Source organism: Brevibacillus sp. (genome assembly GCF_003521185.1).
Taxonomy (GTDB): domain Bacteria; phylum Bacillota; class Bacilli; order Brevibacillales; family Brevibacillaceae; genus Brevibacillus; species Brevibacillus parabrevis.
In genome coordinates this window covers 1-25720 of sequence record NZ_DOTK01000063.1, presented here as the reverse complement: position 1 = coordinate 25720, position 25720 = coordinate 1, and the positions used below count along the sequence as shown (strand labels likewise).

26 protein-coding genes and 1 other annotated feature are annotated in these 25720 nt (G+C 53.2%); of the genes, 19 read left to right on the top strand and 7 right to left on the bottom strand.

Annotation, left to right across the window (positions count from 1 at the left end):
- On the bottom strand, positions 1–635 hold a 635-nt coding region (locus tag DEP07_RS19165), incomplete at its 3' end, for a M15 family metallopeptidase (protein WP_287102904.1).
- Positions 636–817: 182 nt separating this feature from the next.
- On the opposite strand from DEP07_RS19165, the gene DEP07_RS19160 reads away from it, so the two are divergent.
- Positions 818–2116, top strand: a complete 1299-nt coding sequence (locus DEP07_RS19160; RefSeq protein WP_122964145.1) for a phytoene desaturase family protein — start codon at positions 818–820, stop codon at positions 2114–2116.
- Positions 2117–2215: 99 nt separating this feature from the next.
- Here the strand turns inward: DEP07_RS19160 and DEP07_RS19155 are convergent, their stop codons facing one another.
- Positions 2216–3028 (bottom strand): serine hydrolase, encoded by an 813-nt coding sequence (locus DEP07_RS19155; protein WP_122964144.1) that lies wholly within the window; start codon positions 3026–3028, stop codon positions 2216–2218.
- Positions 3029–3136: 108 nt separating this feature from the next.
- Here DEP07_RS19155 and DEP07_RS19150 point away from each other — a divergent pair, with 108 nt between their 5' ends.
- The 5 genes from DEP07_RS19150 (at position 3137) to DEP07_RS19130 (ending at position 7419) form a co-directional block, all read left to right on the top strand.
- On the top strand, positions 3137–4762 hold the full coding sequence (locus DEP07_RS19150) for a peptide ABC transporter substrate-binding protein (protein ID WP_122964143.1): 1626 nt from the start codon (positions 3137–3139) through the stop codon (positions 4760–4762).
- A 30-nt stretch (positions 4763–4792) separates the two neighbouring features.
- The gene (locus DEP07_RS19145) at positions 4793–5527 is read left to right on the top strand and encodes a gamma-glutamyl-gamma-aminobutyrate hydrolase family protein (protein ID WP_122964142.1); all 735 of its coding nucleotides are present in this window, start codon (positions 4793–4795) and stop codon (positions 5525–5527) included.
- Between the two features lie 87 nt (positions 5528–5614).
- Positions 5615–6058, top strand: a complete 444-nt coding sequence (locus DEP07_RS19140; protein WP_122964141.1) for a peroxiredoxin — start codon at positions 5615–5617, stop codon at positions 6056–6058.
- A gap of 99 nt (positions 6059–6157) precedes the next feature.
- The gene (locus tag DEP07_RS19135) at positions 6158–7210 is read left to right on the top strand and encodes a DNA polymerase IV (protein ID WP_122964140.1); all 1053 of its coding nucleotides are present in this window, start codon (positions 6158–6160) and stop codon (positions 7208–7210) included.
- 11 nt (positions 7211–7221) lie between these two features.
- Positions 7222–7419 (top strand): hypothetical protein, encoded by a 198-nt coding sequence (locus DEP07_RS19130; protein WP_122964139.1) that lies wholly within the window; start codon positions 7222–7224, stop codon positions 7417–7419.
- Positions 7420–7621: 202 nt separating this feature from the next.
- Here the strand turns inward: DEP07_RS19130 and DEP07_RS19125 are convergent, their stop codons facing one another.
- Together DEP07_RS19125 and DEP07_RS19120 are read right to left on the bottom strand one after the other, a co-directional pair.
- Positions 7622–8842 carry an MFS transporter gene (locus DEP07_RS19125; protein WP_173597428.1) on the bottom strand — a complete coding sequence of 407 codons (1221 nt, stop codon included), beginning with the start codon at positions 8840–8842 and terminating at the stop codon, positions 7622–7624.
- Positions 8843–8923: 81 nt separating this feature from the next.
- The gene (locus DEP07_RS19120) at positions 8924–9487 is read right to left on the bottom strand and encodes a TetR/AcrR family transcriptional regulator (RefSeq protein WP_173597427.1); all 564 of its coding nucleotides are present in this window, start codon (positions 9485–9487) and stop codon (positions 8924–8926) included.
- A 199-nt stretch (positions 9488–9686) separates the two neighbouring features.
- On the opposite strand from DEP07_RS19120, the gene DEP07_RS19115 reads away from it, so the two are divergent.
- The 10 genes from DEP07_RS19115 (at position 9687) to DEP07_RS19070 (ending at position 17971) form a co-directional block, all read left to right on the top strand.
- Positions 9687–10211, top strand: a complete 525-nt coding sequence (locus DEP07_RS19115) for a YqeG family HAD IIIA-type phosphatase (RefSeq protein ID WP_122964136.1) — start codon at positions 9687–9689, stop codon at positions 10209–10211.
- Positions 10208–11329, top strand: coding sequence for a ribosome biogenesis GTPase YqeH (gene yqeH, locus DEP07_RS19110; protein WP_122964135.1), 1122 nt, complete (start codon positions 10208–10210; stop codon positions 11327–11329). Before DEP07_RS19115 ends, yqeH begins: the two co-directional genes overlap by 4 nt.
- Positions 11330–11412: 83 nt before the next feature.
- Positions 11413–12264 (top strand): shikimate dehydrogenase, encoded by an 852-nt coding sequence (locus DEP07_RS19105; RefSeq protein WP_173597426.1) that lies wholly within the window; start codon positions 11413–11415, stop codon positions 12262–12264.
- 37 nt (positions 12265–12301) lie between these two features.
- Positions 12302–12592, top strand: coding sequence for a ribosome assembly RNA-binding protein YhbY (gene yhbY / locus DEP07_RS19100; RefSeq protein WP_122964133.1), 291 nt, complete (start codon positions 12302–12304; stop codon positions 12590–12592).
- 17 nt (positions 12593–12609) lie between these two features.
- Positions 12610–13203 carry a nicotinate-nucleotide adenylyltransferase gene (locus DEP07_RS19095; protein WP_122964132.1) on the top strand — a complete coding sequence of 198 codons (594 nt, stop codon included), beginning with the start codon at positions 12610–12612 and terminating at the stop codon, positions 13201–13203.
- Complete coding sequence (gene yqeK / locus DEP07_RS19090; protein ID WP_122964131.1) at positions 13187–13777, top strand: bis(5'-nucleosyl)-tetraphosphatase (symmetrical) YqeK; 591 nt, start codon at positions 13187–13189, stop codon at positions 13775–13777. Before DEP07_RS19095 ends, yqeK begins: the two co-directional genes overlap by 17 nt.
- A complete protein-coding gene (rsfS, locus tag DEP07_RS19085; RefSeq protein ID WP_063231353.1) occupies positions 13777–14133 on the top strand; it encodes a ribosome silencing factor in 357 nt (118 codons plus the stop codon). The genes yqeK and rsfS overlap by 1 nt, the downstream gene beginning before the upstream one ends.
- Before the next feature lie 5 nt (positions 14134–14138).
- On the top strand, positions 14139–14876 hold the full coding sequence (locus tag DEP07_RS19080; RefSeq protein ID WP_173597425.1) for a class I SAM-dependent DNA methyltransferase: 738 nt from the start codon (positions 14139–14141) through the stop codon (positions 14874–14876).
- A gap of 51 nt (positions 14877–14927) precedes the next feature.
- Positions 14928–15169 (top strand) — a binding site (T-box leader).
- Positions 15170–15298: 129 nt separating this feature from the next.
- Positions 15299–17716, top strand: coding sequence for a leucine--tRNA ligase (gene leuS, locus DEP07_RS19075; protein WP_280649201.1), 2418 nt, complete (start codon positions 15299–15301; stop codon positions 17714–17716).
- An 81-nt stretch (positions 17717–17797) separates the two neighbouring features.
- Complete coding sequence (locus DEP07_RS19070) at positions 17798–17971, top strand: hypothetical protein (RefSeq protein ID WP_287102903.1); 174 nt, start codon at positions 17798–17800, stop codon at positions 17969–17971.
- Positions 17972–18003: 32 nt separating this feature from the next.
- Here the strand turns inward: DEP07_RS19070 and comER are convergent, their stop codons facing one another.
- The 3 genes from comER to asnB all read right to left on the bottom strand — a co-directional run bounded on the left by comER (position 18004) and on the right by asnB (position 21714).
- Positions 18004–18837: a late competence protein ComER gene (comER, locus tag DEP07_RS19065; protein WP_274875163.1), complete on the bottom strand. Its 834-nt coding sequence runs from the start codon at positions 18835–18837 to the stop codon at positions 18004–18006.
- 71 nt (positions 18838–18908) lie between these two features.
- A complete protein-coding gene (locus tag DEP07_RS19060) occupies positions 18909–19676 on the bottom strand; it encodes a helix-hairpin-helix domain-containing protein (protein ID WP_274875164.1) in 768 nt (255 codons plus the stop codon).
- A gap of 112 nt (positions 19677–19788) precedes the next feature.
- Positions 19789–21714, bottom strand: a complete 1926-nt coding sequence (gene asnB / locus DEP07_RS19055) for an asparagine synthase (glutamine-hydrolyzing) (protein WP_217022441.1) — start codon at positions 21712–21714, stop codon at positions 19789–19791.
- 213 nt (positions 21715–21927) lie between these two features.
- Between asnB and DEP07_RS19050 the strand changes: the two genes are divergently transcribed.
- The 3 genes from DEP07_RS19050 to DEP07_RS19040 all read left to right on the top strand — a co-directional run.
- Positions 21928–24303 (top strand): DNA internalization-related competence protein ComEC/Rec2, encoded by a 2376-nt coding sequence (locus DEP07_RS19050; protein WP_281869816.1) that lies wholly within the window; start codon positions 21928–21930, stop codon positions 24301–24303.
- Positions 24304–24356: 53 nt separating this feature from the next.
- On the top strand, positions 24357–24902 hold the full coding sequence (locus DEP07_RS19045) for an RNA polymerase sigma factor (protein WP_063231360.1): 546 nt from the start codon (positions 24357–24359) through the stop codon (positions 24900–24902).
- On the top strand, positions 24902–25720 hold an 819-nt coding region (locus DEP07_RS19040; protein WP_287102902.1), incomplete at its 3' end, for a hypothetical protein. The genes DEP07_RS19045 and DEP07_RS19040, both read left to right, overlap by 1 nt.

Sequence of the window (25720 nt, the reverse complement as noted above, 5' to 3'; positions counted from 1 at the left end):
TGGTTGCCGTAGTCAAAATGCCACCATTCGTCTGGGTAATTGGTGAATCCTACGCCTGTCATCACCGCATACAGCAAGCGGCGGTTGGCCTGCGCTTGTCTGTCGGACTCGTCAGTGAGCTCGTTGCTTTCAAAATAGCGCGTACAGGCGCGCGGTGAAAAGTCATCAAAAGCGGTTCCCATCTCCAGCCAGCCGTCAGGCCCGGCAATCGTCAGGTCAATGGCCCCTCCGGTCAGGTGACGCGGCGGTTTTGCCGGATCGTGCGTGGGGCGGGCCACAAAGCGGTGCAGCTCCGTGTACAATTCCTCGCCTTCGACGAAGCCTTGGGCGAGAAGCTGCGCTTTGAAACGGTCGTACAAGGCTTGCTGCACCCGGATCGGGCGGTATCCGTCCAGCACGACGAAGCGAAGATTGGGCGGGAGCAGCTTCGCGGCTTGCAAAAGCTTGTCTGCGACCCCTTTTCTGATCAGGCAATCCGCTGTGGCTCCGTCCAATTCCTGGATGTGGTAGGCCGGATATACCTCGAACTGTGGGGCATACTGCTTGAGAGAAATGAGCGGATCGTTGTTTTCACAGATGGCAGGGAGCGTGTCTGCCTCTTTTTGCGCCGGAGGAATCGGGGTATTCCAGTCCATGTGGCAACCACCTTTTGCGTTTTTCTTCATCATAGCACAGCCGATCTAGGTAAAAAATGGTATCAGACAGTATAAAAATAGACACAGTTCAATAATAGTTGACTTCCACCTTATCCATCCCTTATTCTATTGTAGGGTTTAGCTCATGAATCAACATCGCTAGTGCGTAGGGGAGATTGTGTATGACAACCAATCACTATGACGTTGTTATTGTAGGTGCCGGACTGGCTGGTCTTTCCAGTGCTGCCTACCTGTCGTCTAAAGGTAAAAAAGTTTTAGTTTTGGAGCGCGGACAATTGGGTGGACGTGCCGTTACATTGAAGATCAAAGGCTTTAACTTCAACTTCGGTGCTCACGCCATTTATGCTCGCGACAGCTCTGTATTGAGAACGTTTGAAAAAGAACTCGGACTCAACATTGACTGGCAAGATTTCAATCCGACAAAAGCGAAGTACGATATCGGAAGCGATCTGACTGCGGTTCCTTCCAACGTGCAAGGACTTTTCCAAACAAAGCTGCTCAAAGGGATGGACAAGGTGTTGTTCACATTTGAAATCCTGAAAACGATGCTCAAAGTGGAAAAAGGCCATCCGCACATGTCGATCCAAAAGTGGATGGAAAAAAAGCATGTCAGCGAAGAAGTGCAAGATATGATGCTGACACTCGCCTCCTCCAACTTCTTTACCCGTGAACCGGAAAAAATTCCGTCGGATGTGTTCTTCACGTACTACAGCCGTTTGTTCACCACGAACAAGCCTGTAGCTTATATCGGTGGCGGCTGGCAAGCTCTGATCGACGAATTTGTTCGCGTGATCGAAGCAAACCAGGGAACCATCATGCTCAAGAACAAAGTAGAAAAGTTCCTCGTAGAGAACGATCGCGTGGTTGGAGTGGTGACGCCGGAGGGCGAGTTTACGGCTGATGAGTTCGTCTGCTGTATTCCGCCGAAAGAGTTGGCAAAAGTATTCGCAGAAACGCGTCTGGAGCACGCAGTGGCCCAGCATGCGGAATACGAGCCGACAGTCGTCATGGTATACGACATTGGTTTGAAAGAGCGCATTGACGTGCCGTTCTCCTACATCTACGACAAGCAGAACAATATTTTTATCACCGACATCTCTTACTACGACCGCACTTGTGTGCCGGAGGGCGGACAGCTGTTGCAGGCGACTGCGTACATGCGTCAGGCCGACGTCGGCAACAAGGAAGCGGCAGATATCCGCAAGCAAGAGATCGAGAACCTGTACGACAAGCACTTCCCGGGCTGGCGCGAGCAATTGGTTGTTCCGCGTGTTTCCGCCCGCGCAGTGGTACAGGAGATCAAATGGACGATGAATCAAAAGCCAATGCCGACCTTCTTCCCGGACTACCGCAACCTGTTCTTTGCAGGAGACTGGTGTGAAGGGCAAGGCCAGTTGTCCGAGCTGTCCTTCTCCAGCGCATGGCAAGTGTCCAACCTGATTTTGGAAAAAGATAAGTAAAAGTAAGCGGGTCATTCCTTTTTGTTGCGAGAGGAAAGACCCGTTTTTTCGCGTGGGCGCAGAAAAGCCCGCCAGACGAAGCGGGCGGGCAGTGGCAAGCTACGCTTTTGGACCGTACGCGTCATACAAAAGACTGCCGATGCGGGCCATGACAGCAGCTGCATCTTTTTGCGCAAGACCTTTGTTGAGCAGGGAGACGCTGATCGCGTGCGGACCTGTGTAGAAAATTCCGACATCATGCGTGATTTTGGTAACCGAGCCTGTCTTGTTGGCGAACTCCCATTTGGGAACCATGCCGATGATCTCGCCATCCGGATCGGGCAAGAGGAACGGAAAACGGTCGCGATGCTGTTGCTGCTTCAAGATCGCAATCATTTTCAGACAGCTGTCGTAGGAGATGACTTTGCCAGTCGCCAAATAGCGGAGGTGGCTGCCGATATCTGCTGCTGTAATCTCGTTGTAGCCTTCCAGTTCGGCGGGCACGACCATCAGTTTGTTGTAAAAGGAGCTGTTTTCCATGCCTGTTTTGCGCATGGCGTTGCGGATGCTGTCTGTCCCGACGAGATCGATCATCATGTTCGTGGCTGTGTTGTCACTCTGGATGATCATCAAGGTGACGAGATCGTACACGGTGAACTCGGTTCCGGGTGTCATGTGCTGAAGAACGCCTGCCCCGCCGACGAGATCTTCCTGGCGCAGCTTGATTTTGTCTTCGAGAGCGAGCTTTCCGGCATACGCTTCCGCGAACACGGCTGTCATGATCGGCACCTTGATGACGCTTGCCGCATAAAACCGTTCGTTCTCGTTGATCGCGAGCTTTTCGTTTGTCTGTAAATCTTCCAGATAGACTCCCCACTCACCGCCAGCAGCTTCCAAAAGTTCTGAAACAGGGGTAAACAGACTGGATAGCATCAAACCCATCTCCTTTTTATTCGTGTAGACAAAATTTTCTCAAGATAATATTATTTAGTCATGCTCCTAACAATCAAGAAGAATTATTCCAAAGACGGGGGTTTTGTTGTGAAAAAGTTGAAGAATCTATCATTTTGCGCCGTTTTGCTGACCAGCTTGGTGTTTGCTGGCTGTGGAACGCCGCAAGCCGGCACGCCAGAGAAAGCGCCAGGTGCGCAAGAGGAGCAGAAAAGCGCGCCGCAAACAATGCAGGTCAACCTGAACACAGGTGAGCCGAACACGATCGACCCTGGACTGGCAGAAGATATCCCTTCGATGTCTGTTGCCCGTGCAGCATTTGATGGCCTCCTGCGCCTGAATGCAAAAGGCGAGCTGAAAGAGGCGGTCGCCGAGAAGTACGAAGTTTCCGCTGATGGCTTGACCTACACGTTCCATCTGCGCGATTCCAAATGGTCCAACGGCGATCCCGTTACGGCCCACGATTTTGAATACGCCTGGAAACGGGTGCTCGATCCCGAGACAGCGTCCGGCTATGCGTATCAGCTGTACTATTTGAAAAACGGGGAAGCGTTCAACGCCAAGAAGGCGAAAGCGGACGATGTCGGCGTGAAGGCGACCGATGACAAAACATTGGTCGTGACACTGGAAAATCCGGCTCCATTCTTCCCTGAGCTGGTGGCGTCCGTCACTTATTTCCCAGTCAATAAAAAGGCGGTCGAAGCCGGCAAGGATTGGGCTGCGAAGCCAGAAACGTACATCGGCAACGGCCCGTTTGTCCTGAAAAAATGGGAGCACAAATCGCTGATCGAGTTTGCGAAGAACGACTCCTACTGGGATAAAGACGCTGTGCAACTGTCTACTTTGACGATCAACATGATTGAAGATGCGAATACCGAGCTGTCCATGTTCGAAAAAGGCGATCTGGACTGGGCTGGCTCTCCGCTCGGCGACTTGCCGCTCGATGCGCTGGACTCGCTGAAAAATTCCGGGAAAATGCAGTCCCAGGCGACAGCAGGCACGTACTGGTACATTTTCAACACGACGCAAAAGCCGTTCGACAACAAAAAAATTCGCCAGGCGTTCGCAACTGCTGTCAACCGCAAGGAAATCTCGGAAAACGTAGTGCCGTTCAAGAGCACGCCAGCGCTGGGAATCCTCCCGCCAACCATGGCGCTCAATCCGGATGGCTACATCAAGGATGGCGACGTGGAAACAGCGAAAAAGCTGCTGGCCGAAGGAATGAAGGAAGCAGGCTTGACCCAGTTGCCTGAGTTGACGATCGCCTACAATACGACAGAAGTGAACCAGCGTATTGCCACTGTGATCCAGGATCAGTGGAGAAAAGCGTTTGGCATCGAAGTCAAGCTGGTGAACAAAGAGAACAAAGTCCACCGCGAGCAAATGAAAGAAGGCAACTTCACGATCGGCCGCGCCAGCTGGATCGGCGACTTTAACGATCCGATCAACTTCCTGGAAGTATTCAAGGGCGGCTTGAACACATCGAAATGGGAGAACAAAGAGTTCCTCGACCTGCTTGCCCAGTCTGCCAAGGAAGGCGATCTGGCAAAGCGCAAAGAAATTTTGCAAAAGGCGGACGCCATCGTCATGGATGAAATGCCTGCATTGCCGATCTACTATTTCACCTATGCGTGGGTGAAGCAAGACAGCGTAAAAGACGTCGTCGTGGACGCTCTCGGGTTCATCGACTTCAAGTACGCTTCAAACGTCAAATAAACCAAGGTAGCGATAAGGGAGTGACTTTGCGTGCGTCCGATTATTGGTGTCGCGTGTACGAAAATGTATTTCCCGAATAACAATCTGGATCAATTTTTTTACGTCGGCTCAGGCTATGTGGACGGAGTGGCCCGCGCAGGCGGGATACCGCTTATCCTGCCGCTTTTGACGGTACAGGAAGCGCCGTTTCGGGAAATGGTCGAGTCGCTCGACGGCCTGATTTTGACGGGCGGAGATGATCCTGCCCCTCACTTGTACGGGGAGGAACCGCTGCAAGGGCTGGGCGATATCGAATACGAGCGGGACTTGGCCGAGCTTGCGGTAATCAAGCTGGCGCTGGAGCTGAAAAAGCCGATTTTGGGCATTTGCCGCGGAATGCAGATTTTGAATGTAGCGTGTGGCGGCACGCTCATCCAGGATATTCCGAGCCAGGTTCCGGGAGCCTTCCAGCACGCGCAAAAAGGCTCGCGCCAGTACGGCGCACACAAAGTCACGCTGCAACCGGGATTTTTGGCGGACGCTCTCGGACAACAAGAAGTGTTGGTCAATACGTCCCACCATCAGGCAGTCAAGGACGTAGCGCCAGGCTTCCAGATGACAGGATGCGCGGCTGACGGAGTGATTGAAGCGATTGAGAGTCAAAACGGGCTGTACATCGGTGTGCAATGGCATCCCGAGCGGATGTGGTCGCACGATAGCCAGATGTTTAAAATCGCCCAGGCATTTATTGCCCGGGTAAAACAGCAAAAGCTGCAAGCCAACTAAACGAAAAGCCGTTCTGCACTTGCGCAGGGCGGCTTTTTGCAATCGCAAAACGATTTTCGATGTATACTGGGCTTAGAGGTGAGTGAAATGTTGCCAATTGGAGCAAAAGCCCCTTTCTTTTCCGCCAAAAGCACAAAAGGCCCGGTCGATTTGCGCGACTATGTAGGCAAGCAAACGATCGTGCTGGTCTTTTACCCGGGAGATGATACCCCGGTATGCACGAAGCAACTGTGCGCCCTTCAGGACAACTACGGCACATTGCAGCAAAAAAATACGGTCGTGTTTGGCATCAATCCGGGTGAACTGGACAAAAAGCAGGCGTTTGCAACGAAATTTCAGTATGAATTTCCTTTGATCGTCGATGAAGGCCAAAAAATTCGCGAGGCATATGATGTAGGAAAAATCCTCGGGTTGTTTTTCCAGCAGCGAATCGTCTATATCATCGGCAAAGACGGGACGATCGTCTACGCGAAAAAAGGCAATCCTCCCGTATCCGAGCTGCTTCGGGTCATGGAAGCGCAAGAGCAATAACGGGCGAACGGCGGTTGGGGAGATATCCGCTTGCATTGAAGGGCCAAAACAAGGATAATACAAGTACAAATGAGAATGTATGTTTGGTGGTTATCCGCTATGAAAAAATTCCTTCATCTGGATATCGACGCGTTTTTCGCCAGTGTAGAGCAGCTTGACCGCCCCGAGTTGCGCGGCAAGCCGGTCATCGTCGGGGGAACAGCCAATCGCGGCGTCGTCTCGACGTGCAGCTACGAGGCGCGCAAGTACGGTGTTCGCTCTGCCATGCCTGTCGCGATGGCGAGAAAAAAATGCCCGCAGGGTGTGTACCTCCCCGTCCGCTATGGGCGTTACATCGAGAAATCGGCGGAAGTCAGGGAGATTTTCACTTCCTATACGGCGCGTTACCAAACGGTCGGGTTGGACGAAGCCTACCTGGACGTCACGGACTACGAGAATGCCGTTCCCGTCGCGCGCGAGCTCAAGCGGCGAATCAAACGGGAGACAGGATTAACCTGTAGTATCGGTCTTTCCTATAATATGTCGCTGGCGAAAATCGCCAGTGATTTGAAAAAGCCGGATGCTTTTGTCATCATTCGTCCCGAGCAGGCGCTGGACGTACTGCGCCCTTTGCCGATCGGAACGCTGCACGGCGTCGGAAAAAAATCGCAGGAATTGCTCGCCAAAAAGGGCATTGCTACGGTCGAGGACTTTTGGCAACTGTCTCTGGACGAGGTCGTGCAACTGTTCGGCAAGTTTGGCCGCTCGCTGTACGACCGCTCCAGAGGGGAAGACAGCCGGGAGATCGTGATGGACCGCGCACCGAAGTCGACGAGCCGCGAGACGACACTGTCTTTTGACTTGTATGACCGCGAGTCGATCGCGCCGATTGCCTATTCCTTGCTGCGGGAAGTCGAAGAGGACGTGCGCCAGGATGGGGTCGAGCCGCAGACGATTACGCTCAAGATCAAGTACGCCGATTTTACGCAACGGACCAAACAGCACAAGGCAGTCGCAGGGGCCAACTGGCAAGAACTTCTGGACGATTTGCTCGATGCGTTTGATTACTCGCCGGGTGTCAGGCTGGTCGGAGTTGGCTTTTCCAATTTTGCCGAGCCGAAACAGGAGCGCTACGAGCAATTGTCCATGTTTCCTTGGAAGCTGGGGAGATAGGAGGAGGGGCAATGGGCGAGGAGAACCCGTTTCATTGTTGTGCGACCTGTACGCATTTTCGCGTGGAAAAAGCGCCCGGCGGCGTGACTTATCGCTGTTCGCGGCTGACGTACGAGACGCGTCCGGACTACCGTTTTCAGTGCTGGACTCCGACGGAGCGGGTCAAACGTTTGATGGAGACGAGACAACAACCGTTCGATAGCGAATAAAAGACGACACCCCCGATGGCCACGTACTAGCGTGACAGCGGGGGTGTCGTTTGTTTGGCTGGAGCATGTGGTTGCTTCGTCAGTGGCTTGGTCACTCGGTTGCTCGGTCACTCGGTTGCTCGGTCACTCGGTTGCTCAGTCACTCAGTCGCTTGGTCACCCAGTCGCTGCCGCAGCATTCGTCTGTGCGTTTCCTTTAGACATTAAGACGAATGCATCTCGCCTTTTGACGAAGAGACACGCACGGCTCCACTCGCTTTGAGCTGGAGGAACAGCATGATGCCGAAGCCAAGCACGGCTGCTGCCACAACGAGGATGGCAGACGATACAGGCAACAAATCCGTCAAAATGCCGCCTGCCAACGGCCCGGCTACCATGCCGATCCCGTGGAACATGTTGAACAAAGCGTAGGCTGTGCCATAGGCGCCGCTTCCCCCTTGGTCGATGATGCTGCCCAAAGTCGGGAGCGTGGGTGACAGCGTAAAGCCTACGCCTGCGCCGACAAGCGCCATCGCAATTCCCGCCTGCCACAGCGAGCCAGCCCATACCAGTGAAGGCATGAAGACAGCGAGGATGACGATTCCGGCGAACATCAGCTTATACGGATTAAAACGGTTGGACAGCGAGCCTGCTACCGGGGCAATCAATCCGTAGGCCAAAGTCATCGCCGCAAACAGCAAGCCGATCGCAGTCGGGGTGATGCTGAACTTTTGCGTTAAAAAGACGGGCAGCGTCGGCTCCAAGAGACAGAGCGATACTTCCGCCAGCAGGACGATTCCGGCGATGAAGACGACCTGTGGATTGCGCAAAAATCCGCCTACCGCAAGCTTTTCGCTGGCTGTACGAGCCGCTTCTTCCTTCAGGAACAAAAAGACGAGTACGATGTTGATGACCGTAAAGGCCGCAGCGGCGAGAAACGGCATCCGGTGATCGCTGATCTCAAACAGCCAGCCGCCGATCGGTGCGCCGAGCAAAGTGCCTGTAGAAATAGCGGTCAACGCCGTTCCCATGACCGCTCCGCGCATTTTCGGAGGGAACAGGTCGGCGAGCAGGGCGAGAGCGGTCGGCCAAGTCGCAGCCGCTGCAATCCCTTGCACGAAGCGGGCAGTAATCAACAGGGCCATGGTGTCAGAGAACGCGAACAGCAGCGTGGAAGCTGCCAGCCCAATCAAGCCGACCAACAGCACGGCACGTCTGCCCAAGCGGTCCGAGATCGGGCCGAAGATCGGAGTGGCGAGCAGCATGGCGACCGCATAGCTGCTGAACAGAATGCCCATCATGGTAGAGGAGGGCTTTAGCGTCTCGGAAAAATAAGGGACGATTGGAATCAACAGACTGTAGAGCAGCATATCGATGAACAAAATCAGAATCACGAACAGCAAGCCAGTGCGTTGCGCTTTTGTCATTTGGGTAAAAACAGCCATGGTGAACACCTCTTTCAAGTCGTGTACTCGAAAAACTATTTTTGTTTTATTGGTTTTCGCAAAAAAAGAGAATAAAAGGGGCTACCTTTTATCCACAGGGATCAGGCCGTACAACAGAACATCGACAATCGCCGCCAAAGCTTCGGAAACCGTAATCTGGTTTTTCATGTAAAAGCGCTGATCCAGTGTCGAATTGACGGCGTCGATGATCAGCTTCATCACTAATGTCACGTTCATGTTGACGATCAGCCCCTCTTTGACCCCTTGTTCAATCAGGGCGCGCAGCGTCTGCCAATCGTCCGAGAGCGCGGAGTCGACCAGAGCCCATTGCTCCGGGTAGTAGCGCTTCATCTGTTCAAGAATGCGCAAATCGTAAAACTCGTAGTGTGTCGGCAACACCAGCATGACCCCTTTGATTTTATCGAGGAGAGAAAGACTGTCGTCAGCGAGAATTTGCCGGGTTTTTTCATCGCCCTCGGCAAACGTCTGGGAGATGATTGTTTCGAGAATCTCCACTTTGGAAGAAAAATGCTCATACAGCGTTCGCTTGCTGATCCCCAGCCTGCGCGCCAGGTCGTCCATGGAAAACTTCATGCCTTTTTCTCTGATCTCTTCAATAAAACCTTTCATGATTCGGTCTTTCATCTTCAGCGACCCCCTGCCTGACTTACGGGTGAAAACTATTTAAACAAAAACAGTTTTATAAGTACCGCCATTATGACACACTCTGATTGTCCGTGGCAAGGGGCGGCGCAAGCTTTTTCTTTTGCAACAGAGTGGTCGATTATGGTATAGTAGGTGCCGAAATCGCGGTTAATGGCTGCACATCATTTGGAGGTGCCCCGTGTTTTTAAACAAGCTGATGCCCAGTCAGTTCGTAGAGTCAATCCATCACATTGATATAGATCAATTGAAACGAAATAAAATCCGTGCGGTGATAACAGACCTGGACAATACGTTGGTGGAGTGGGACAGGCCGGAGGCTACTCCGGAGGTAATCGACTGGCTGGCCCGGATGCAGGAAGCAGGCATTCAGGTCACCGTTGTGTCCAACAACAACAAGGAGCGCGTACACCGCTTCTGTGCACCACTCGATCTCGGTTTTATTTGTGCGGCGAAAAAGCCGACCAACCGTGCCTTTTTGCAGGCAGTTCGGCAAATGAACGTGACCATCGCCGAGACTGTCGTGATTGGCGATCAATTGTTTACTGATGTGCTGGGGGGAAATCGACTGGGGTTTCATACGATCCTGGTCGTGCCTGTGGCCCAGACGGACGGTTTCTGGACGCGCTTTAACCGTCAGATGGAGCGCGTGGCTTTAAGCTGGATGGAAAGGAAAGGAATGGTTTCGTGGAGGAGAAAAGCATGACGGAACAAACACTCGGCTCTTGTGCCGGATGTGGGATCGCGATTCAGACAGAGGATGCGAAAAAGCCCGGCTATGCGCCGGAGTCGGCATTGGGGCGCAAGGTCGTCATCTGTCAGCGCTGCTATCGCATCAAGCATTACAATGAAGTCGCTCCGGTAGGAATGGGTGACGACGACTTCCTGAAAATTTTGGATGGCATCGGCTCTACGCAATCGCTGGTCGTCATGGTCGTCGATATTTTTGACTTTCAAGGCTCCTGGCTCAGAGGGCTGCCGCGCTTTGTCGGGAAAAACCCGATTTTGCTCGTGGGCAACAAAGTGGACTTGCTGCCGAAAAACATCAACCTGAACCGCGTGCGCAACTGGATGCAGCATGAAGCAAAAGAGCGCGGCTTGCGCCCGGAAGACATCGTGCTGATCAGCGCGCAAAAAGGACTGCATATCGACGAACTGTTGAATCGGATCGGGGAGCTGCGCAAAGGGCGCGACGTGTACATCGTCGGAGTGACCAATGTCGGCAAATCGACGATGATCAACCGCATCCTGCACGATTACGGAGCCGCAGAGCTGGAGATCACGACATCGCCGTTCCCTGGCACGACGCTCGATAAAATCGAAATTCCGCTGGAAGACGGCCGCTCCATTTACGATACGCCGGGCATCATCAACCGCGATCAGATTGGACATATGGTGTCGCCAGCCGATTTGCGCAAAATCACTCCGAAAAGCCGGATCAACTCCAAAGTATACCAGCTCGAAGCTGGACAAACTCTGTTTCTCGGCGGCTTGGCACGCATCGACTTTGTGCGTGGATCTAAACAGCCGTTTGTCGTTTATGTAGACAACGACCTGTACATTCATCGCACGAAGCTGGAAAAAGCGGACGAAGTGATGGAAAAGCATCACGGCACGCTGCTGGTGCCTCCGACAGGAGAAGAAGCGGCAAAAGCGCTCCCGCCGTTCGTCAAGCATTCCTTCAAGGTGACCCAATCGCAAATGTCTACGGATATCGTCATCTCCGGGCTGGGCTGGGTGACCATTCAAGGCAAGTACGAAGCGAACGTCGTGGTTCACGCGCCAAAAGGAGTAAGCGTGGGCATGCGCCGCGGGCTGATCTAGCCAGTTCAACAAGTATCCGCGTATGGCGCTCCCTTTTTCGTGCCATATGCTAGAGAGAGAAGCTACGGGGGAGGAAATGCTCCATGATTACAAGCAAAACGCAGTTGGTTGGCCTGTTCGGACATCCGGTTTCCCATTCCCAATCTCCGATGATGCACAATGCTGCTTTTTCCGAGACCGGACTTGGATTCGCTTATGCGGCGTTTGACGTAGACCCGGAAGACTTGGCGGACGCGGTAGCGGGGATTCGCGCATTGGGCTTGCGCGGGATTAACGTGACGATTCCCCACAAGGTGGCGATCATGCCGATGCTCGATGAAATCGATCCATTGGCGAAGCGCATCGGCGCGGTCAATACGGTCGTAAGCAAGGATGGCAGGCTGATCGGTTACAATACGGACGGCATGGGCTACGTCCGCTCGCTTGTAGCGGAGACGGGGATCGTGCTGGACAAACAAATTGTTACGATGATGGGCGCGGGCGGAGCTGCCCGTGCTGTTGCGTTTACTTTGGCGGAAAAAGGCGTCAAGGAAATTCGCATCATCAACCGCTCGCGGGAAAGAGCGGCTGTACTGGCAGAGCATGTGGGAACACTCGTCCCGACGCGGATCGTGGAGCAAGGGGAAGGCAAAGACGCCATCGCGGACTCCTCCCTGTTGATCAACACGACTTCCATCGGCATGCTGCCAAACGTGCAGGAAACCCCTGTGCCAGCAGAATGGCTCCATCCCGGCCTGACTGTCAGCGATCTGATCTACAACCCGCTGGAGACGCGCCTGTTGCGTGAAGCGAAAGAAATCGGCGCGACTGTCCACTCCGGCGTCGGGATGTTCGTAAACCAGGGGGCACTGGCATTTGAGCTGTGGACGGGAACAGACGCACCGACAGATGTCATGCGTGAGATTGTCTTGCAGCAACTGACGAAAACAACCTGATCAATCTTGATTGCAGGAATTAAAAGGAGGCATGCCGATGTTGACCGGCAAGCAAAAGCGCTTTTTGCGCGCAGAAGCACACCATCTCACCCCGATTTTCCAAGTAGGAAAAGGGGGCGTGAATGAAAATATGATCACCCAGATCAAAGAGGCGCTGGAAGTGCGCGAATTGATCAAAGTAGCGATCTTGCAAAACAACAGCGATGACAAACACGAGGTAGCAGAAGATTTGGCAGCAGGTGCGGGTGCCGAGCTGGTACAGCTGATCGGCCATACGGTTGTCTTGTACAAAGAGTCACGGGAGCACAAGACCATCAAGCTGCCGTAACCATAAGGACTACCGCCATGAAGCATGCCGTCAAAAAAGTAGGGATGATGGGCGGGACATTCGATCCGATCCACTGCGGTCATTTGCTGGCAGCAGAACAAGCCAGGGAACAGGCCGGGCTTGATGAAATCTGGTTCATGCCGACGCACATTCCTCCGCACAAACAGAGGGACAGTCTGACATTGGCAGAGCATCGCCTGAACATGGTTCAGATGGCTGTGGCCGATCACGAGGCTTTTCGCGTCACGGATATCGAGCTGAGAAGAGAAGGCCCGTCATACACTTACGACACAATGGTTCAGCTAACACAGCAGTTCCCTGATTGTCAGTTTTCTTTTATTATTGGGGGAGACATGGTCAAAATCTTGCCCAAATGGTACCAGTTCCAAGAGCTGCTTCGCATGGTACGCTTTATAGGACTCGCCCGGCCGGGCACCGAGCTGGATCGGGAGGCAAGCGAGTACGTCACGTTTGTGGAGATGCCGGTTTGGGACATCTCTTCCACGTTGATCCGCGAAAAGGCGGCTGCGGGCAAAAGCATCCGCTACTTGGTGCCAGCTGCTGTGGAGCGCTATATAAAGGAGAACCGATTCTATGAAACTCTTGACTAATCGGGAAGAACTGCTTGCCCGCATTCGGGCGCAAATGCATGAAAAGCGCTTCAACCACACGCTCGGAGTCGCCCAGTCAGCTCGCAACCTTGCCGTTCGCTACGGGGCTGACCCGGACAAAGCGGAGCTTGCAGGGTTGTTGCACGACTACTGCAAATGCTGGCCCGTGGAGAAAATGTTCGAAATTCTCGTTCGCCACGATATGCCGACAGAGCTTCTGGAAGGGGAAAAAGAGCTGTGGCACGCTTTTGCCGGGGCGATCGTCATCCAGACGGATCTCGGGGTGACAGATACGGATATTTTGCAAGCCGTTCGCTACCACACGACGGGGCGAGCGGGGATGTCCCTGTTAGAAAAAGTCGTTTGTGTGGCAGACTATATAGAACCGAACCGCATTTTTCCTGGTGTCGACGAGATTCGCGCGCTGGCTGAAAAGAATTTGGATCAAGCCTTGGCACTAGCTTTGGGCGGCACCATTCAGTTTTTGATAGAAAAGCAGAAAACGGTTTATCCGTTGACGCTGATTGCCTATAACGATTTGGTATCCCGCAAAGGGAGAGAAGGAGGGTTTTGATGGTTAAAACAGTAGAAGAGTTGGCTCGCTTGGTAGTGAAGGCAGCCGATGACAAAAAGGCAGAAAATCTCAAGGTGCTGGACATCAGCAAGCTGTCCGTCATTGCAGATTACTTCATGATTTGCCACGGAAACAACGAGCGCCAAGTACAGGCAATCGTGCGCGAAATTCGCGACCAGGCCCATAAAAACGGCTATGATGTTCGCGGGATCGAAGGGGCAGACGAAGGACGCTGGGTGCTGGTTGACCTGGGAGATATCGTCATTCACGTCTTCCACCGGGAAGATCGCGAGTTTTACAACCTGGAGCGCCTGTGGAAGGATGCAGAAGAGGTTTCCTTCGCTGTGCAAGGGTAATAAAGATGGCCTACGCACACATGGCCGCCGTCTACGATGCGTTGATGGCAGACACCCCCTACGATCAGTGGCTCGATTGGATTGAGCGTAGCTGGCAAAAAGGCAGCGCACCCAAGCGGATTATCGATCTCGGCTGCGGGACAGGGACGATCGCCATTCCGCTGGCGAAGCGGGGCTATCGCGTCACAGGTGTCGACCTCTCAGCCGAAATGCTGGCGATTGCCTACGATAAAATGCGCCAGGAGCAAGTAGAGGTAGCGTGGGTGGAACAAGATATGCGCGAGCTTTCCTTGCCGGAAGCCGATGCGGTCATTTCCTTGTGCGACTCTCTCAGCTACTTGACAGAAGAGGCGGACGTGCAAGAGACGTTCCGACGCGTGTTCGCTCATCTTGCTCCAGGGGGAAGCTTCTTGTTTGATGTGCACAGTCCGTACAAGATGCTGCACGTTTTCGGAGACGAGACGTTCACCTACGTCGACGACGAGGTTTCGTACATTTGGCAATGTTTCTGCGACCCGCTTCGCCTGGAAGTAGAGCATCAGCTGACCTTTTTCATCCGCCAGCCAAACGGCTTGTACGAGCGGATGGAGGAGGAGCACTGGCAAAGAGCTTACCAGCCTGTGCAACTGATGCGCTGGCTCGCGGAGGCCGGGTTCACGGACATCGTCATTACGGCAGACTATTCGGACTTGCCACCGCAGGAAGCGAGCGAGCGCCTGCTTTTTTCCGCACGCAAGCCATAAAGTTTGACATGGTTGGTTCCAATTGACTATAATGGCGTTATAACTGCAAATTTCGACGCGTTTAAGAGGAATAGTAGGAATATGCCCCGCGAGCATACAGAGAGTTGACGGCAGGTGCAAGTCAACCCGGGATCGTCCGAACTCGCCTCTCAGCACTCGCCTTGAAGGCCATTCTAATATGGTTGTGTAAGGGTGGGCGGCTCATCCCCGTTACGGATTTAAGCGGGTGGATGCTTTGCATTCGCCAATGTGGGTGGTACCGCGGGAGTATAAACAAACCTCTCGTCCCTTTCGTTCAAGCGATTGGGGCGTGAGGTTTTCTTTATATGGCCGAAAGGCAGTTTGGATCATGATGTTGGCAACAGCTTGGCATAGCCAAGTTTTCTACTTTTTTACCTATTTTAAGATGGGAGTGCTCTACCATGGTTTTCAGTCATCGTGAAGTCGAAAAAAAATGGCAACAATACTGGGAGCAAAACAAAACCTTTAAAACATCAGAAGACCCAGGCAAGCAAAAGTTTTACGCTCTCGATATGTTCCCGTACCCTTCCGGTGCAGGGCTGCACGTCGGACACCCGGAAGGCTATACGGCTACCGATATTTTGTCCCGCATGAAGCGGATGCAAGGCTACAACGTGCTTCACCCAATGGGGTGGGATGCGTTTGGTCTGCCTGCTGAGCAATACGCGCTCGACACAGGCAATGACCCTGCGGAGTTCACGGAAAAAAATATCAACACGTTCCGCCGCCAAATCAAGTCTTTGGGCTTCTCCTACGATTGGGACAGAGAGATCAACACGACTGACCCGCACTACTACAAATGGACCCAGTGGATTTTCACGAAGCTGTATGAGCACGGCTTGGCGTACATTGACGAAGTAGCTGTAAACTGGTGCCCTGCACTGGGAACGGTGCTGGCAAACGAAGAAGTCATCGATGGCAAGAGCGAGCGCGGCGGACATCCAGTCGAGCGCCGTCCAATGAAGCAATGGGTGCTGAAAATTACGGCCTATGCGGAAAGACTGCTGCAAGACCTGGAAGAGCTGGATTGGCCGGAGAGCATCAAGGAAATGCAGCGCAACTGGATCGGCCGCTCCGAAGGGGCAGAAGTTACTTTTGCCGTCGACGGACACGATCAAAGCTTTACCGTCTTCACGACGCGCCCGGACACGCTCTACGGCGCTACTTACGCGGTACTCGCTCCAGAGCACAAACTGGTTGAGCAGATTACCAGCCCAGAGCAAAAAGCAGCCGTAGAAGCTTATCTGGAGCAAGCCAAACACAAAAGCGATCTGGAACGTACAGACCTGGCAAAAGAAAAGACAGGGGTATTCACCGGGGCATACGCCATCAATCCGGTAAACGGCGAGCGCCTGCCGATCTGGATCGCGGACTACGTGCTGATCAGCTATGGAACCGGCTCGATCATGGCGGTACCTGCACACGACGAGCGCGACTATGAATTTGCAAAAACATTCGACCTGCCGATCAAAGCAGTAATCGCGGGTGGAGACATTTCCAAAGAAGCGTACACAGGCGATGGAGAGCATATCAATTCCGGCATGCTCGACGGTCTGAACAAAGAGCAGGCGATCAACAAAATGATCGAATGGCTGGAAGCCGAAGGCAAAGGAAATCGCAAAGTGACCTACCGTCTGCGCGACTGGCTGTTCAGCCGTCAACGCTACTGGGGTGAGCCGATTCCGATTTTGCACCTCGAAGATGGCACGATGAAAACTGTTCCCGTATCCGAACTGCCGATTATGCTGCCAAAAACAAAAGAAATCAAGCCATCCGGCACGGGCGAATCGCCGCTTGCCAACATTACCGACTGGCTGAACACCGTCGATCCGGAAACAGGCATGAAAGCGCGCCGCGAAACCAACACGATGCCGCAATGGGCGGGCAGCTGCTGGTACTTCCTGCGCTTTATCGATCCGCACAACGATCAAGCCATGGCTGATCCGGAAAAGCTGAAAGAATGGCTGCCAGTCGACATCTACATCGGTGGAGCAGAGCACGCGGTACTGCACTTGCTGTACTCCCGTTTCTGGCACAAATTCCTGTACGACATCGGCGTCGTACCTACCAAGGAGCCATTCCAAAAGCTGTTTAACCAAGGAATGATCCTCGGCGAAAACAACGAAAAAATGAGCAAATCCAAAGGCAACGTCGTCAACCCTGACGATATCGTACACAGCCACGGCGCCGATACGCTCCGCCTGTACGAGATGTTCATGGGGCCGCTGGATGCTTCCATCGCCTGGTCGACAAAAGGCCTCGATGGTGCGCGCCGCTTCCTGGACCGCGTATACCGCCTGTTCGTGCAAGACAACGGCGAGCTGAACGAGAAAATCGTCGATACGAAAAAAGCGACGAGCATGGAGCGCGTTTACCATCAAACCGTGAAAAAAGTAACCGAAGACTACGAGGGCCTGCGTTTCAACACAGGTATCTCCCAACTGATGGTATTCGTGAACGAAGCGTACAAAGCAGACGTTCTGCCGAAATCGTACATGGAAGACTTCGTAAAAATGTTGTCGCCAATCGCTCCGCACCTGGGTGAAGAACTGTGGGAGAAGCTCGGACACAACGAAACGATCTCCTACGAAGCATGGCCAACTTACGATGAGTCGAAGCTGGTGGAGGACGAAGTGGAAATCGTCATCCAGATCAACGGCAAGAACAAAGAGAAGTTGCTGATCGCTTCCGATTCGACCAAGGAACAAATGGAAGAGCTGGCGCTTAACAACGACATGATCAAAGAACTGATCGATGGCAAAACGATCGTCAAAATCATTGCCGTTCCTGGCAAACTGGTCAACATCGTCGTTCGCTAATCGATTCGAGTGAACAACCATACAAGATTATTTGCTTGCTACTTCTGTCTTTAGCAATCACTGCTGGTTAGAAGAGGGAGCATGATAATCCAAACGGAAAAAAGGAGTGGAGCCTGCACGACAGGCGTCCCACTCCTTTTTGATTATCTGCGTGCGGGTCCGGCAAGCAAGCCTGTCACGCGGCGTCTGATCAAGCGTACTGTCACGCAGCCTATCACGCGCCCGGGTCAAGCGTACTGTCACGCGATCTTTTAATCGACCTGTGCAACGATCAGCACATATGCAAGCTACCGGGGCTGCTCATTCAAGTAACGGTCAAGCAGTTCCTGATCCTCGGAAAATTTCGCTCGTGTGCGCTGGAATACTTCTCTGAAAATGCCTGGAAACTTACTTTGCAAAGGAATCAAACCTTCCCCGGTGATGCCTCCCGGGACGCAGACCCGTTGCTGCAAGGAAGGGAGCGTAAATTTTTCTTCCCGAAGCAAGTCAGCCACGCCGATCAGCATCTGCGAGGTCAAATACGTAGCAGCCTCTGGAGAAATGTTCGTCTCCTCCACGGCATCTTGAATCATCTGCTGCAAAATGTAGCTGAGAAAAGCAGGGCCGCAACTGGCGATGTCCGAAGTGATGCGCAAAAACGGTTCGCTGATTTCGACCGGGGTACTGATGTGGGCGAAAAGATTGCGGATGTAATGACGTTGCTCCTCGCTAACCCGCGACCCGAACTCGCATAGACTGACTCCGCTTTGTGCGGCATTGGTAATGCTGGGCACGACCCGGGCGATGGCGCATGGCACTTTCGATTCCAAATGCTCCAGTTTGATCGGGCTGGTAATGGTGATGAACAGATGTTCCTCCGTCAAGGCAGGGGCGAGTTGGGCAAGCAGCTCGCTGTATTCCAGCGGCTTGACGCACAACACGATGATGTTGGCTTCTCTGGCCAAGTCTGCGTTGCTATGAGCGACCGCCAGCCCGCCAAGCCGCTTTGCGAGCTGTTCGGCTTTTTCGATTGTGCGATTGGTGATGATCATTTGGCTGGGAGACAGCGCTTTGGCGGACAGCAATGCTTCAATTAAGATACTGCCCATGCTGCCCGTACCAATGAACCCGATTTTATCCATGGGCATACCTCCCTCCGATATTCTTTTCCCATTCTATGTGGCAATTTTGCCAATCATGACCGGATGATCGTTTATTGCGCAACGATGTGGTCTTTGATCTTCTCGAACATCTTGGCCCCGATCCCCGATACCTTTTTCAACTCGTCGACCGAGCGAAAACGACCGACTTGTGTGCGGTATTCCAGGATCGCTGCTGCCCGCGACTCGCCGATTCCAGGCAACGTCATCAGCTCATGGACTGTGGCCGAGTTGAGATTGACCGTTTTGCCTGGTTGCTTGCTGCTCCCCGCACCTAGAGCACCATTCCCGCCCACCTGGACAGAAGCGGGGGAGGGCAAGCCTACGCCGGGCAGGGGAGAAGTGCCGCTGCTGCCTTTTGCCGGAATGATCAAGGCGGTGCCGTCAGCGAGTGGCTGAGCCAGATTGATTTGATCGAGGTCTGCCTGTGGAAGCGCTCCGCCAGCCTCTTCGATCGCATCTGCGACCCGCTTGCCAGGTGCAAAGCGATACAGCCCCGGTTTTTTCACTTTTCCTTTCACGTCGACGTAAAGAGACGGAGCAGCTTGCTCTTGTGCCGCCCCGGCTGCAAGCTGCCTGGAAGCCGAAGCCGAAGCAGGCACCGACGTGTCAGGTGCGGCTCTTTGCTCCGCTGGCGCGGTGGCAACGGATGGCGCTTTCGGCTCCGCTGCGCCCTGCGCATAGGCAGACGCAGCGATCGGCACGCCAACCGTCCCTTCGCGGTTGTCTCGCTGATAAAGCCAAAAGCTGAGCGCCAAAAAAGCGATGGCCGCAACGATCAGAATGAGACGGCGATAACGTTCCCACCAATCGAGAAGCATGACAAAAGACCCTCCCTTACCCCGCGCGTGATTGTGAAATCGCTCTAGTCACAATCTACGAAAAGTAAGAGAGGGTCTGCAAATTTTTTTCACTCGCTCCTTGCCAGTTAAGTTAACCGATGTGCTGCAAGGAATTTTTTTTGCGGCGAATGTCTACGTTTGGACTCACATACGGATCAAACGTATATTTTTGCTCGATGAAAATCTGGTGCCACAGCATGAAGACGAGAATCGTCCAGATTTTGCGGCTGTAGTCGGCATTGCCTTCGCGATGCTCGTCAAGCATGTAGAGCACGTAAGCCTTGTTGATCAAATTGTCGACCTTCGATTCGAAAATGATCTCTTTGGCCCATTTGTAAAACTCGTTTTTCAGCCAATGGCGCGTCGGAACCGGGAAGCCCAGTTTCTTCTTCGATTTGATTTCCTGCGGCAAGAAGTCTTTCATCGCCTCGCGCAGAACGTGTTTGGTCGTGCCGTTGGCGATCTTGTACTTCGTCGGAATGGTCGCAGCAAATTCGAACACCTTCAGATCGATGAACGGAACGCGCAGCTCCAGGGAGTTGGCCATCGTCATTTTGTCGGCTTTCATCAAAATGTTTCCGCGCAGCCAAGTGTGAATGTCCAGATACTGCATTTTCGTTACATCATCGTACTGGGAGGCGCGCTTGTAAATGTCCTCGGTGATCGTAAACGGCGAGACGTACGATTCAGAGCGTGCGATGTCGTCCATCACGACGCGTCTTTTCATCTCTTCGCTGAAGATCAGGGCGTTTCCGAAAAAGCGTTGCTCAACCGTTTTCGAACCGCGGATGAGGAAGTTTTTCCCTTTTACCTGATCAGGCAGGCGATGGGCCATGTAGCCGATGGACTGACGCATCCAGCCCGGCATGCCGGAAAACATTTTGAGAGAGCTAGGTTCTCTGTAGATGTTGTACCCGCCAAAAAATTCGTCGGCACCTTCGCCAGACAAGACGACAGTGACGTGCTCGCTTGCCATTTGCGCAACGAAGTAGAGCAAGATCGCAGAAGGGTCTGCCACCGGCTCATCCTGATGCCAGATGAGACGCGGCAATTCGTCCATGTATTGCTGGGCGTTGATTACCCGCTCGAAGTGCTCGGTTCCCAAAAAGCCAGCCGTGCGCTTGGCGAAATCAAGCTCGCTGTAGCCAGGGATGTCTGATCCGACGGAAAAAGTTTTCACCGGCTCATAGGTGCGCAGCATGGCGACGATACTGCTGGAATCGACGCCGCTGGAGAGGAAAGCTCCGCGCGGCACTTCGCTAATCCGGTGCTTGTCGATCGACTCCATCATCACATCGCGGGTTCCTTCGACGAAATACGAGAACGGCTTGCTCTCATCCGGCTTGAACTCCACGTCCCAGTAGCGTTCCAGCTTGATCTGGTCGTTTTCGACGATGAACGAGTGCGCTGGCGGGATGCGATAGATGCCTTGATACATCGTTTCCGGATCAGGCACGTATTGGAAAGTCAAGTAATGATAAAAACCGTTGTGGTTTACTTCGCGCGTAAATCCAGGAATCTCCAGCAAGCTTTTGATTTCGCTGGCGACCCCGATGGAATCTTGCGTCTCCACGTAGTAGAGCGGCTTGATCCCGAAGTGGTCGCGTGCGCCGAACAACCGTTTTTTGCGGGAGTCGTAAATGGTAAAGCCGAACATGCCGCGCAAATGTTTAGGTGCTTCTGTTCCTACCTCCTCGTAGAGGTGCAGGATGGTTTCAATATCAGAATCGGTATGGAAAACGTGACCGATGTCTTTTAACCATTGTTGCAATTCCTTGTAGTTGTACACTTCACCGTTGCCAATAATCCAGATGTCACGTGTTTCGTTAAACAGCGGTTGATGCCCGCCTTCCACGTCAATGATGCTTAAACGACGAAAGCCCAGGGCGATGTTGTCTTCGAGATGAAAACCATCGTCGTCTGGACCACGGTGCAGGATGATACCGGTCATCGCGCTGATCGCTTCTTGCCTAACTGGCATTTGCCGCTTGTTGTAGAGTGTTACGATTCCACACATATGAAATGACTCTTCCTCTCACTGGATTGCTCCTGCTAACTCTATCACGTATCGCAAGCTGGCGCAATCTCTTCTGAATGCCTGGGACTGTACGCAAAACAGTCGTACAGCCTAAGGAAAAAGGACTCTCGTCTCTTCTATTTTTGTCCGCACGCCAAGGGATATACTCTCCTAAAGAAAAGAACAGTTCGACAAAGAACGGAGGGAGAGACTATGTCACTTTGGAGCGCTAGTCTGGCCGTAATGAGCGGTTTTCTCCTGGCTGCCTACGTCCAGCCCTTTTGGATGGCGGGCGTTCTCGGCGCATGGGCAGCAGTCCTGGCGTTTTCTTCGCTTGTCTACCGAAGGCGGCTCGCTTTTTACTGCTTCCTCTCTATTCTAGCAGGTCTCTATTTTTATGGGTACGAGATTCTCCTTGCGTCCACACTGAAACCATCAGCTGAACAGCAAGCGGCTGTCTGGGTTCGTGGAGAGATCGCTTCTGTCGTCAAGCGGGACGGCGATGCTGCCCGTTTTTTTGCCACCATCAGCGAATGGGGGGAGGAAAAAGAGCGGTTGCGACCGCTTGCCAGTAACGAAAAAATAGTTCTTCGCGTCCAATTAGGTACGGCTGAGGAAGCAGCTGCGATTGAAACGTGGCGGACGGGCAGCCAGCTGACGGCTTTTGTCCGGCTGGCTTTGCCGAGTGGGGCGCGTAACCCGCACGCTTTTGACTATGCCCGCTATTTGCATTGGCAAGGGGTACACGTCACAGGCGACACATCATTTGGCGAGGTGCGCACAGAGGCGGCGGCAAGCGTATGGGGGAGCTTTCAGGAGTGGCAGGAGGCGGGAGCGAGCCGGATTGACCGCTTGTTTCCCGATCAAGAAACGGCGGGATACATGAAGTCGTTGCTGCTTGGGGTCAGTCAGGAGGTGACGCCCCAGCTTGCGTCCATGTACACCAATTTGGGCCTGAGCCATATTCTCGCCATATCCGGCTTGCATGTGACACTGGTGACCTCGATGTTTTTGTGGACGCTGGAAAAAGCGGGCGTCAGCCGTCGCTGGAGCCTATGTGCGACGGTCTTGCTGCTTGTGGGTTACGTACTGCTCGTTGGCGCCAGTGCTTCCGCTGTGCGAGCCGGCTTGATGGGAGGAGTAGGTCTTGTCTGTCAGGTCGTGGGGAAAAGACTGGATGGAAAAGAGATTTGGGCAGGCACGCTCCTCGGCATGCTCGCCACGAATCCGTATCAGTTGTGGCATGTCGGCTTCCAACTGTCTTTTGCCGTTACGCTGGGACTTATTTTGTTTGTGCCGTACAGCCAGCAAGTAGCTGTCCGCGTGCCTGCGTGGATCAGAACACTTGTGGCTGTGACGGTTTCCGCCCAGCTCGTCTCTTTTCCGTTTCTGCTGTACCATTTTCACCAGTTTTCTCCGCTTTCCTGGCTGGTCAATCTGATTGTGACGCCTGTGCTGTCTTTTTCTGTCTTGCCGCTCGGATATGCGGCGATCGTGCTTGATTTGCTTCACCCGGCGCTGGCGACGCTCCCTGTCTGGGTGGCTACCCATTTGCTCAGCTGGGTACACGAACCGCTCCTGGCTATGGATCAGTGGCTGATTCCATTTACCTACTGGCCGCATCCGGAATGGTGGTGGCTCCTCCTGTATGCCTGTTTTCTCGGGAGCATGCCCAGTTTGTGGAAGCTCGGTTTTCATCGGAAACGCGACGTCGTGCTCTGTTTGGCCTTATTTCTCGGGCTTTTGGCGGCGGCGAGACAACCGTTCGCAGGCAGCGATGAAGTGCGAATCACGTTCCTGGATGTCGGGCAAGGGGATTCCATCGTTGTCGAAATTGGCAATCAGAAGGTATACTTAATGGATGCGGGTGGGACAATGCGCCATCCGGCAGCGGAGCCATGGATGGAAAAGCGCGACCCGTTTGAAGTGGGCAAAGACGTCGTCCTCCCGTTTCTGATGTCGCGCGGGATTGAGAAAATTGATCGTGTCATCATGACGCATGGCGATTGGGACCATATCGGTGGAATGAAAGCGCTGGTGCCCCGCTTTTCTTTTGGAGAAGTGATGGTGAATGCTGCAACACCGGAGGAGAAAGAGACGGAGATTCTCCAGATGTTCCAGCAAAAAGGCGTTCCCATTACGACTGGCACCCCTGGTCAGGTGTGGTCGGATGGGCCGGAAATCGAATGGAAATGGCTTCATCCTGGAAAAACGACTCTTCGCGGCAATGATGCGTCCGTCGTGCTTCAGCTGACGGCATACAACAAAACGGTCTTATTTACGGGAGATGTGGAAAAGGACGGAGAAGCGGTCCTTGTGCAAAACGGCTTGACGCCCGTCGACGTTTTGAAAGTCGCCCATCACGGCAGCAAAAGCTCCAGTACCGACGAACTGCTGGCAGCTGTTTCTCCCGAGGCAGCGGTCATTTCGGTTGGCGTGAACAATCGGTACGGACATCCTGCGAGTGAGGTGCTGCATCGTCTGGAAAGCCGCGGTGCTGCCGTTTACCGAACGGATCAGCAAGGGGCGGTTACGCTGATTATCTCGTCTGCGGGACTGATTTGGAAGACCCAACAATTGGATACATAACATGGTTGCAACCTTTTATATGAGCGACCCGTCTGTAGGGGGGAGAGGAGATTATGCAGGAAGCAGAATTGATCAGGCTGGCGCAAACCGGGGATCATGATGCGCTTGTCGAGCTGCTTCGATCCATTGAGACCTCCGTTTACCGAAGCGCTTATTACATTCTGGGAAATGAACAGGACGCGCTCGATGCGGCTCAGGAAGTGCTCATACGCATTTATCGAAAATTGGACACTTATCAGGAAAAGGCGAAGTTTTCGACCTGGGTACAACGCATCGTCAGCAACGTCTGTATGGATAAATTTCGCGCGAAGAAGGAAACGGTCTCAATTGACGAACACGAGCTGATCATACCTGATCGAAACAACGTAGAAGATGAAATCCTTCTCACCGGACTGTCAAACGACATCCAGGAAGCCATCGGAAAACTGCCTAGGCAGTACAGGATGGTAGTAGTTCTCCGCTATCTGGAAGACTTGTCTTACCAGGAAATCGCGGAAGCATTGGATTTGCCGCTTAACACGGTAAAATCGTATTTGTTTCGGGCTAGGCAACAGTTGCAGGAACTGTTGTACGACTACCAGAAAGGGGGGATCGGTTGATGACCAACGAAGAAATTTGGGAATGCATGCAGCGGGATCTGGATGGGGATTTGTCAGTGCAAGAACAGCAAGTGCTGCGCAACCTCATCCAAAAAGATGCTGACCTGCAACTTATGTACAACCGTCTGAAAACTGTGTCGCAAAAGCTAGAGCAGTTGCCCCCTGTCGTACCCTCAATCAGCATTGTAGATTCGATTCTGCCGCGTCTGGAATCCGCCGCAGCGAAGCCTGCGGTTGTGCAATCTGCTGTGCTAGAGGAATCCTTGCCTACTCTCGAAGTTAAGCGCAAGTCGTCTTCCCTGGCGGAATCGAAAAAGTGGAAGCGAGTGAAAGTGTGGCTGGCTGGTATTGGCAGTACGGCAGTCGCTGCCTGCTTGCTGGTTGGCGTGCTGTTTTCGGGGAGTGAAGAAAAGCCGCTGCAGCCGGATGCGTTTCAAAATGGTGCGGACAGCACACCGCCTGTCGTGACGAAAGATCCGGTTGTTTACGGCCCGGAAGCTCCTACTCCAAGCACTAATCCATCTCCATTGAATAAAAAGGAAGAGGAGAAGAAGTCCGAAAAGGCGCCACCGAAGAAACAAACACACAAACCACCAGCAAAGACCGAGTATAAGCCACCTGCCAAGCCGCCTGCTGCTAATGCGACTCCGCCAAATAAAGCGCCCGCAAATGTTCCAAAGCCTGTAGTAGTGACAGAGGATAAGCCACCGTCATTCCCGGTTGGACTGGAAGAGAAATCGGACGAAGATGACAACAAGTCTGCGCGTGAAAAAGATGACGGGGACAAGGACGAGGAGAAAGACAACAAGAAAGACAAC

What these genes read in the sequence shown, in the direction of transcription:
- DEP07_RS19125 (WP_173597428.1), bottom strand. Translation starts at nt 8,842, where the DNA reads ATGGCTGTTTTTACCCAAATGACAAAAGCGCAACGCACTGGCTTGCTG.
- DEP07_RS19105 (WP_173597426.1), top strand. Translation starts at nt 11,413, where the DNA reads ATGATTACAAGCAAAACGCAGTTGGTTGGCCTGTTCGGACATCCGGTT.
- rsfS (WP_063231353.1), top strand. Translation starts at nt 13,777, where the DNA reads ATGGTTAAAACAGTAGAAGAGTTGGCTCGCTTGGTAGTGAAGGCAGCC.
- DEP07_RS19160 (WP_122964145.1), top strand. Translation starts at nt 818, where the DNA reads ATGACAACCAATCACTATGACGTTGTTATTGTAGGTGCCGGACTGGCT.
- DEP07_RS19060 (WP_274875164.1), bottom strand. Translation starts at nt 19,676, where the DNA reads ATGCTTCTCGATTGGTGGGAACGTTATCGCCGTCTCATTCTGATCGTT.
- yhbY (WP_122964133.1), top strand. Translation starts at nt 12,302, where the DNA reads ATGTTGACCGGCAAGCAAAAGCGCTTTTTGCGCGCAGAAGCACACCAT.
- asnB (WP_217022441.1), bottom strand. Translation starts at nt 21,714, where the DNA reads ATGTGTGGAATCGTAACACTCTACAACAAGCGGCAAATGCCAGTTAGG.
- yqeH (WP_122964135.1), top strand. Translation starts at nt 10,208, where the DNA reads ATGACGGAACAAACACTCGGCTCTTGTGCCGGATGTGGGATCGCGATT.
- DEP07_RS19050 (WP_281869816.1), top strand. Translation starts at nt 21,928, where the DNA reads ATGTCACTTTGGAGCGCTAGTCTGGCCGTAATGAGCGGTTTTCTCCTG.
- DEP07_RS19045 (WP_063231360.1), top strand. Translation starts at nt 24,357, where the DNA reads ATGCAGGAAGCAGAATTGATCAGGCTGGCGCAAACCGGGGATCATGAT.
- leuS (WP_280649201.1), top strand. Translation starts at nt 15,299, where the DNA reads ATGGTTTTCAGTCATCGTGAAGTCGAAAAAAAATGGCAACAATACTGG.
- DEP07_RS19155 (WP_122964144.1), bottom strand. Translation starts at nt 3,028, where the DNA reads ATGCTATCCAGTCTGTTTACCCCTGTTTCAGAACTTTTGGAAGCTGCT.
- DEP07_RS19080 (WP_173597425.1), top strand. Translation starts at nt 14,139, where the DNA reads ATGGCCTACGCACACATGGCCGCCGTCTACGATGCGTTGATGGCAGAC.
- DEP07_RS19140 (WP_122964141.1), top strand. Translation starts at nt 5,615, where the DNA reads ATGTTGCCAATTGGAGCAAAAGCCCCTTTCTTTTCCGCCAAAAGCACA.
- comER (WP_274875163.1), bottom strand. Translation starts at nt 18,837, where the DNA reads ATGGATAAAATCGGGTTCATTGGTACGGGCAGCATGGGCAGTATCTTA.
- DEP07_RS19070 (WP_287102903.1), top strand. Translation starts at nt 17,798, where the DNA reads ATGATAATCCAAACGGAAAAAAGGAGTGGAGCCTGCACGACAGGCGTC.
- DEP07_RS19135 (WP_122964140.1), top strand. Translation starts at nt 6,158, where the DNA reads ATGAAAAAATTCCTTCATCTGGATATCGACGCGTTTTTCGCCAGTGTA.
- yqeK (WP_122964131.1), top strand. Translation starts at nt 13,187, where the DNA reads ATGAAACTCTTGACTAATCGGGAAGAACTGCTTGCCCGCATTCGGGCG.
- DEP07_RS19120 (WP_173597427.1), bottom strand. Translation starts at nt 9,487, where the DNA reads ATGAAAGACCGAATCATGAAAGGTTTTATTGAAGAGATCAGAGAAAAA.
- DEP07_RS19095 (WP_122964132.1), top strand. Translation starts at nt 12,610, where the DNA reads ATGAAGCATGCCGTCAAAAAAGTAGGGATGATGGGCGGGACATTCGAT.
- DEP07_RS19130 (WP_122964139.1), top strand. Translation starts at nt 7,222, where the DNA reads ATGGGCGAGGAGAACCCGTTTCATTGTTGTGCGACCTGTACGCATTTT.